The sequence below is a fragment of the Streptomyces azureus genome (genome assembly GCF_001270025.1).
Classification (GTDB): Bacteria; Actinomycetota; Actinomycetes; order Streptomycetales; family Streptomycetaceae; genus Streptomyces; species Streptomyces azureus.
Genome location: NZ_DF968226.1, coordinates 1 through 5,972, shown reverse-complemented (window position 1 = coordinate 5,972; position 5,972 = coordinate 1). Strand labels below are relative to the sequence as shown.

5 protein-coding genes and 2 pseudogenes are annotated in these 5,972 nt (G+C 66.0%); 5 read left to right on the top strand and 2 right to left on the bottom strand.

Going from position 1 to position 5,972, the window contains the following annotated elements; genetic code table 11:
* Positions 1-40: 40 nt before the first annotated feature.
* Positions 41-775, top strand: a pseudogene (locus tag AOQ53_RS08665) (IS6 family transposase); the annotation flags it as partial.
* Between the two features lie 82 nt (positions 776-857).
* On the opposite strand, the gene AOQ53_RS43480 reads toward AOQ53_RS08665, so the two are convergent.
* Both AOQ53_RS43480 and AOQ53_RS08660 read right to left on the bottom strand, forming a co-directional pair.
* Entirely contained in the window at positions 858-1,025 is a 168-nt protein-coding gene (locus AOQ53_RS43480; protein WP_236711631.1) for a DEAD/DEAH box helicase family protein, read from the bottom strand.
* A 39-nt stretch (positions 1,026-1,064) separates the two neighbouring features.
* Positions 1,065-1,631 (bottom strand): hypothetical protein, encoded by a 567-nt coding sequence (locus AOQ53_RS08660; RefSeq protein WP_059416399.1) that lies wholly within the window; start codon positions 1,629-1,631, stop codon positions 1,065-1,067.
* Positions 1,632-2,284: 653 nt separating this feature from the next.
* On the opposite strand from AOQ53_RS08660, the pseudogene tpg reads away from it, so the two are divergent.
* The 4 genes and pseudogenes from tpg (at position 2,285) to AOQ53_RS08645 (ending at position 5,596) form a co-directional block, all read left to right on the top strand.
* Positions 2,285-2,840: pseudogene (tpg, locus tag AOQ53_RS08655) on the top strand (telomere-protecting terminal protein Tpg).
* 667 nt (positions 2,841-3,507) lie between these two features.
* Entirely contained in the window at positions 3,508-3,681 is a 174-nt protein-coding gene (locus AOQ53_RS44515) for a hypothetical protein (RefSeq protein ID WP_167745694.1), read from the top strand.
* Positions 3,682-4,569: 888 nt separating this feature from the next.
* A complete protein-coding gene (locus AOQ53_RS08650) occupies positions 4,570-4,869 on the top strand; it encodes a hypothetical protein (RefSeq protein ID WP_059416398.1) in 300 nt (99 codons plus the stop codon).
* Positions 4,870-4,879: 10 nt separating this feature from the next.
* The gene (locus tag AOQ53_RS08645; protein ID WP_148640305.1) at positions 4,880-5,596 is read left to right on the top strand and encodes a helix-turn-helix domain-containing protein; all 717 of its coding nucleotides are present in this window, start codon (positions 4,880-4,882) and stop codon (positions 5,594-5,596) included.
* Positions 5,597-5,972: the final 376 nt, after the last annotated feature.

The window sequence follows — 5,972 nt, the reverse complement described above, 5'->3', positions numbered from 1 at the left end:
ACGACGGCTCGGGCGCTGTCACGTTGGCTGGTCGGGTGAGATGGTTTTTCGGGTGGATCAGGCCGGGAGGGGTCGTCCGTGGACGGCGCGCGGCCGTCTTGCAAAGGGGCACCGGTGCCCGGTCGAGGTGATCTCCCACTGCGTGTGGCTGTACTTCCGCTTCCCGCTGAGCTTCCGTGAAGTCGAGGAACTCATGCTGGAGCGCGGGGTGATCGTCTCCTATGAGACGGTCCGGCGGTGGTGCGACAAGTTCGGGCAGGCCTACGCCGGCGCGCTGCGCCGTCGTCGGTCCCGGCCGGGAGACAAGTGGCACCTGGGCGAGGTCTTCATCAAGATCAACGGCGAGTTGAAGTACCTGTGGCGGGCCGTCGACCAGGATGGGATGGTGCTGGACATCCTCGTGCAGGACCGGCGGGGCACCGCCGCGGCCCGGCGGTTTTTCCGTCGGCTGCTGAAGAAGACCCGTACGGTGCCGCGGGTGGTCGTCACGGACAAGCTGCGCTCCTACGGTGCGGCCCACCGAGAGGTCATGCCCTCGGTGGAGCACCGCTGTCACAAGGGCCTGAACAACCGGGCGGAGAGCAGCCACCAGCCCACGCGGCAGCGGGAACGCGCGATGAAGGGCTTCCGATCGGTCGGCGCCGCGCAGCGGTTCCTGTCCGCGTTCAGCGGCATCTCACCTCACTTCCGGCCCCACCGCCACCTGATGGCCGCCCACGGCTACCGAGCCGAGATGACCATCCGGTTCGCCAGCTGGGTCCAGATCACTGGCGCCGCCGGCCAGCCCGCCACGGCCTGGACACAGAACCCAACCGCACGCCCACCATGCCCCGACACACCGTCAGGAGCCTGCAAACTCAACAACGTGACAACGCCCTCCGGGTGGCCACGAGGCTCTTGCCGGACCCGGTCGCCATGATCACCTGAGTCCGGAGACCACCCTCCGGCACAAGAGATCTTGCAGGCAATTCGGGGGCGCGCAGTACCGCGTCGACGGCTTCACGCTGATGAGGGCGTAGCTTCACGAGCCGGCCTTTCTGTGCACGGGTGCGAAGAACGGCGGGTCAGGTGGCGTCGTAGGCGAGCTTGGCGAGCCGCAGGGCTTCGGCCAGGCTTTCGTCGCCCTTGAGGTCAACGCTGACGCGGTATTCCCGGTGTCCGGTGGTGAGTGTGCGGGCCGTGGTGATGTTCAGGTCGCTGAGCTGCGCGTTGGTGTAGTTGAGTCGGAGATTGATCTTGCTGAACTCGGGATAGACGTAGGCGAAGCCGCCGAAGGGGGACCCCTGCTTGCGTAGCCGCAGGTAGCGGCTGTAGTCCAGCGGAGCCCCGGGTTGGGCGGTTTTGCGCTTGATACCGCGGACTACCACGTTGTTCCAGCTGGTCGTCTTCCTCATGAACTTCACGAAGAGCTCGGAGGCAGGGCTGTTCTGCAGCAGTGCCCGGACGATGTCCTGGCCCTCGTCGGGTACGCCCGGGATGTGCAACGGAAGGCCGTCGCGGATCGGGTTCGTCTGTGCGGAAGTGCGCACCACGGTCGAACCGCCGTTGTGGGACTGGGTCAGCTCGTGCAGTACCTGAGATGCATCCAGCTCCTCGGGTGTGCCTTCGAACTGGAACACGGTCAGCTTCACTGGTTCTCCCCTAGCTATAGCTATCTATCGAAAGATGCTAGCTTCTTCGGTCATAGTAGTTCAGCTATGAGAAGCTAGGGGGAAGTGTGAGTGGGTCGCTGGAGGCCGCAGTGCTGACTTTGTGGTTAGCCGTCGTGGTCATCGTGTCGTTGGGTGCGGCTGCTGTGGCATGGGGCTTGGCCTACCGAGAGAACGCATCGCCTTCTGCCATATGGGGCAGAGCGGGTATGACGTTCGCTGCTGCGATGACGCTGTTGATCGGCGTGGGCGGATTCGTAGTGATAGCACTCACGAGCTGAGGGGTTCTCGTCGGAACGGTCCGTGGACGCGGAGAAGGCGTCAGCAGTGCGGTAGCCGATGCCCTCCCGGTTCAGCCGGCCGGCTGCGAGGGCCGCTTGCCGCGCTCAAGGGGCTAGCCTCCGACGTGGCATCTTCCGTGCGTGGCAGGGTGTCCGAGACATCGTGGGATTGCAAGAGAAGCCCAGGTCAGCGGAACGGCATCCGACACGCGCCGCGAGACTCTACACGGCCCTCTAACAGCTCCGTACGCCGCTGTGCGGCCCGTTCCGCCCGGCGCCGGGCAAAACTCCCTTGGCCCGGGCGTGATCGCGCCACAGCGGCCCACACAGCCGATCATGAGCGGAGAATCCCGCATGGGCATCGTCGGAGACGGCCTGGACCGCGCCGTTCAGGGGGCGTTCACCCATCCCATTCCCAAGGTCGGCCGGCGCGCAGATGCGTTACCTGGTCAAGCAACTCGCGGGCACCCGCACCGTGGCCGAGGCGCTCGGCGTCTCGCAGCGCACCGTGGAGCGGTACGTCAAAGACAAGATCCGCCGGCCTCGCGCCGACCTCGCGCAGCGCCTGTAGGACGCGGTGCGGGCCCGCTGGCAACCCCGCGTCCGCGAACGCGCCCGCCGTCAGGCTGCCACCAGCACCGGCCTGGTTGTCGACACCCGCGCCCGTTTCGGCTTCACCGCGGCGCCCGGCACCACCGACGACGCGCGCATCCGTCATCTCACCCCCGCCTTGCCTCCGCAGCACGCGGCCCGGCTGTTCGACGCCCAGGACGCCGGGGCGAGTGAGCAGCAACTGCGCCACATCGCCTCCGAAGGGCTGGGAGAAATGTATTTCCGCGATGGAGGCCGCCGCGCTCTCGGCCTGGAAGTCGAATTCACCGACGTAGAACACATCCAATTCGACATTTGAGTGTTCCGCCCGATGGCCGGTTTCCTGAATTGAGGGAACCGGCCATCGGTCTTTTTCCGGGCGAGCATGTGATCAGTGCCAGTGTGTCTCATCGGGTGGGAGTGCTGGCGAGTCAGTGCCGATGCCCAGGACGCGGCGCCCGGCCAGACGCGCGGGCTTGGCCGCGGCTGCCGTGGTGGTGGGGAGGCGCTCGGCGGTGAGTTGGGCGCGTGGCGCGGGCGGCGGCTCGGGGTCTCACGTGTCGTAGGCGTCGGCTTGCCTTGGTCCGGTGCCCAGCGTGCGGCGGTCGATCGTCACAGCGGCGATTGTCCCGCCCGCCAGGGCGACCGACTACCTCACGGCTCACCTGGCCCCGAAAACGATCTTGCATCACATGCATCGGGTTGGCGTCCTCGACGGGATTCCCAGCGGCCCGCAGACGCGGTTGGCTCGATGGTTGCGGGGCTAACCCCCGCGCCGAAGACCATGGCGCCGCCATCCCTGACCGCGCCCTTTTCATCCACCTTTGTCTGTTGACAATTCGCGGTCGGGCCGATTGACAACAGCTGCTTCAACTCCGACAGGTCCAACCGGTGCTGGCATGGAAGACCACGCAACCCCTGCTCCACCGCCCAACTACCTGCATGCCCCCGCCCGGGCGTGCCCGATCCCTAGGGGGAACCCGTTCGTGTCCACGCTCGCTCTGCTCGTCGCGCTGCTCCTGGTCGTCGTCGTGGTGCTGCTCGCGGCCGGCGCCGCCTACGTCGTGCACCGCCACCCCACTTGGGGCCAGCCGCTCGGTGCTGCGTTCGGCGCCGTGACAGTGATGGCTGCTCTGGTCGGCGCGATCCTCTCCCGGTGAGCCTGGCGTGCTGGCGCGGGGGCCGGGGCAGCGGGAAGCCTTGGCCCCCGCACGGCGGCAGCAGGTTGAGCTAAGGGCTGCGCACCGCCGATGGCTCGGCGCCAGGTACCAGGTACGCCGAGTAGATCCCGCGCCACAGTTCCACCAGGCGCTCGGTTTTGCCTGGCACGGATGACGGAGGACGCGCGCCCACGGTCTGGAAGTCGATTTCACAGACGCAAACGCAGACGCAGACGCTGGTGAAGCCGATGCCTGCCCGAACTGGGCAAGGCGATCGGCTTCACAATGCGGGGGAGGTGCGCCAACACCTGACCCCATGTCCCTGGTGCGCCGGTTGGAGCCAGTAGCAATCAGGGCCAAGTCAGCTCTACCTAAGTGGAGATGGCTTGTGATGAAGAGTCTGCCTCCAGAACCATGATCATTATCAGTTTGAGGGGTACGGAATTGAATCAATGCAGGTCAGCGTCCTGCACCTGTTTGTTTTTCTTGCTTGCGCTTTGCTGCGTCACGCAGAGCCCTGTGACCTGCAACGACCTGCGCCATGTTTGCAACCCCCCTGGGGCGACTGTCGCCAGCTGATGGTATGGCTCCGTGCAGCGCTGTGACCTGCACCGTTTGCGGCCGTTCCGCTTCCAAAACGCTTGTTGAGTGCGACGCACGCCTCTCAGAGGGGCATCCCTGCCGTCCCACCATCTTTGGTTCGGTGGTGAGGAAATCGTCTGACTCACCCTCAGAAGTGCTCTAGGGGCTGGGAAGCTTTCCTCAGCAGTCCACCTGCGCGTAGGGAGCGCCAACTCCCCGAGACCGCGCAGCACGCACTTCCGGTTGGAGCCAAGTAGCACCGTCCGGCGATCTCCTGGTCGCCGGACGGTGGTTAGGGAGAGCCTCATGGGCAAAAAACCCATCACCAGGGCGAGCGTTGCGACCATCAAGCCGCCGCTGTCCGACACCCCCATCAGCACTACCACGAGCGGCCGGTTCGGCATGCCGCACGCGCTGGTCATCATCGCGGTCATCGTTACCGCCGCTTTCCTCGCCCCCGGCGGGATGAGCGTCGAGGACGTCCTGCTGCTCCTGGCGGGCGCCGGCGGCATCGGCGTGGCGGTCGTGGCCTTGGTCGTGAGTGGAGGCCGCGGTGGCGGCCGACTGGGCCGGCTCGTCCGCGCGTACTTGAGCGCCGGGAAGTGAGGTGGCCGTCATGGGACGCTCCGAGAACCCCGTCGACCGTGCTGTTCCGGAGCGCGCACAGCTCGCGGACTTCCTGCGCGACCGCAAGAACACGGCCGGCCTGACCTACCGGCAGATGGCCAAAGCGGTCGGCGGCCAACCCTCGGAGGCCACCTTCGAGCGCGCAGCCTCTGGCACCATCGTGCCCTCCATGGAGACCGTCAGGATGTTCATCATCACGACCACCACCGAGAGAGATGGCCTCGGCCCGCAATTTGCTCTGATCGGCGGCCGCGAACTCTGGATCCGGGCACGCCGGGCGACCCGCGCGCCCTACTACGTTCGTCGGGCCCCCGACCCGACACTGATCTCCGACACGGCAGGCTTCCTGAGGGCCTTGCGGCACCAGCACGTTTGGATCGGCTACCCCACGCCCGGCGAGATGGAGCGGATGTCCGAGCCGGGCGTGCTGCCGAGGACCACCACCCGACGGATCATCGACGGGGACGCTCTGCCCGTCGACCCTCAACAGGCCATCGCCTTTCTGAAAGCGTGTTACGTGACAGACGAAGCGGAACTCGCATCGTGGCTTGCCGCCGCCGTCCGATCCCTCCGAGAAGATCCAGCGCGGTCTAAGAATCTCGATAAGTGGATGAAAGCCCACCAGGAACTGGTTCAGCAGGCTGAAAGCAAAGACCTTGCTACGGTTACTGCTCTGCGCGAGAAAGAAGAGAAACGGGCGGCATAGATCACTTGCAATCGGCACCCCGGTTTATAAATCACCGGGGTGCCGATACTTCTATTCAAATTGGGCGGCCTGGGGTGGGGGCTGATTCCAGAGTCTATCCAGGCCTAGGTTTGAAGCAGAGGTGAGGTGGTTCTGCCAAAGCTATATAGTGCGTCAGCTGATGCAGGGTTACCGGCCCCGGCCGCCCTTCTTTCTTGCTGCCCGGGCCGTAGGCCCGTTGGCCGTCCCGCGTAGCTGGGCTGGCCTGTGTGGCGCACCGCGCCACGAGGTGGCTGGAGCGCAACGGAGGCCGCCTCTTCGGGGCCGCAGGCCCCGCTGCTCCGGGAGTGCAGCGGACGGAGCGTCACCGGCCTTGCGCAGCAAGGCCGGTGAGCTG